Genomic DNA, 1,479 nt, shown 5'->3' with positions numbered 1-1,479 from the left:
GCTATAATCTTCTCCAGTTACAAGAAAATAATGGAATAGAAATAGAAAAACTCATTGCAGCCTATCAAGAGCTTGCTGAAGAAGGATTAGCCCCAGCACAACTACGCCTCATGCGTTTATATGCAGATAATGGCAATGACCAAGAAGCAGTCAAATGGGCATTGAAAGCTGCCGAACAGCAAAATCCTCAGGCGCAATACTTCTTAGCCCAACATTACCAATATTCCAGCTCTTCTGATTTGGAATATTCCCATAAACTTTATCAGCAATCCGCTGCACAGGGATTTATTGCAGCACACTGGCAACTCGGTCTCCAATACAAATTGGGGCAAGGTGTCGCACAAAATCCTGAAAAAGCAATCGAACATTTACGTATTGCCGCCGATTACGACATTGTTCCAGCGCAAACTTCTCTTGCGGAACTCTTAGCCGCATCAAATCCTGCTGAAGCATTGGAATGGTTTGAAAAAGCTGCCGCACAAGGTGACAGCAATGCGAATGTAGCACTTGCCGAAATCTATCTGCTAGGCAAAAACACCGAACGAGACCCTCAGAAGGCCTATCAGCACGCTAAATTTGCTGCTGATCAAAATGATCCGGAAGGTTTGCGCCTTTTAGGTGATATCTATCGCTACGGATTGGGACGAGCAGTTGATGCTGACACCGCACGCCAATATTATCAACGCTCGGCTGATTTAGGTAATCTTGCCGCTTACCAAAAACTTCTGTCTGACAGCGCATTGAATAACCAGCAAAACTATGAGCTAACCAAAGAAATCGCCCTCCAACGTCAGGAAGCCGAGCGTCTGTACAAGCTGGCATTTGCAGCGCACTATGGCTTAAAACGCAAACAGAATTACGCTGAAGCACTGGAGTTATACCATCAGTCCGCAGAACGTGGACACAGTAAATCCCAAACCAATCTAGGTATGATGTATTACTGCGGACAAGGCGTACCTGTCGACTACGCCCAAGCTGCAAAATGGTTTGAAGCAGCGGCCAAACAAAGAGACACGATGGCTCAATATAATCTTGCCTGCCTGTATTATCACGGCATGGGTGTAAAAAAAGACATCAACAATGCTTGCTTCTGGTTGCAAGAAGCCATCCAACATGGACATGAACAGCAAGACGTTCTCAAAGAGCTTCTGACTCAATGGAAGCAATTCTCTCAAAAAGGCTCTACTGATAATTAGAGGCCGTCTGAAATTCTAACTTCCTACATAAATGACATGTCAGCGCTAAAGTAGCCTGTACATGTCATTTTTTTCATTTACCCTTCCTCAACAATCGCCATCTTCAAATCCCATTTCTCCTTAATCTCTTTAGAGTCTTCAGACGGCCTATTCTCTTTGTAAAAAACCAGATAATCTAAATTTAATTTTCTATTTACAACAAAATTTGAAAAATATTTTTCGTATTCGAATAAACTTTCTCAAATATCTGATGCTTTTTTACTGTATCCACTCAATATCTCGA

General features: G+C 42.6%; 1 protein-coding gene. It reads left to right on the top strand.

Annotation, left to right across the window (positions count from 1 at the left end; genetic code table 11):
* A partial coding sequence (locus ACTHUM_RS13855; RefSeq protein ID WP_440403153.1) for a tetratricopeptide repeat protein occupies positions 1 to 1,196 on the top strand: 1,196 nt, incomplete at its 5' end.
* Positions 1,197 to 1,479: the final 283 nt, after the last annotated feature.

The organism is Neisseria sp. P0021.S006 (assembly GCF_051956895.1).
Note: the sequence above shows the minus strand (reverse complement) of the source record. Positions and strands in the feature narration are given on the sequence as shown.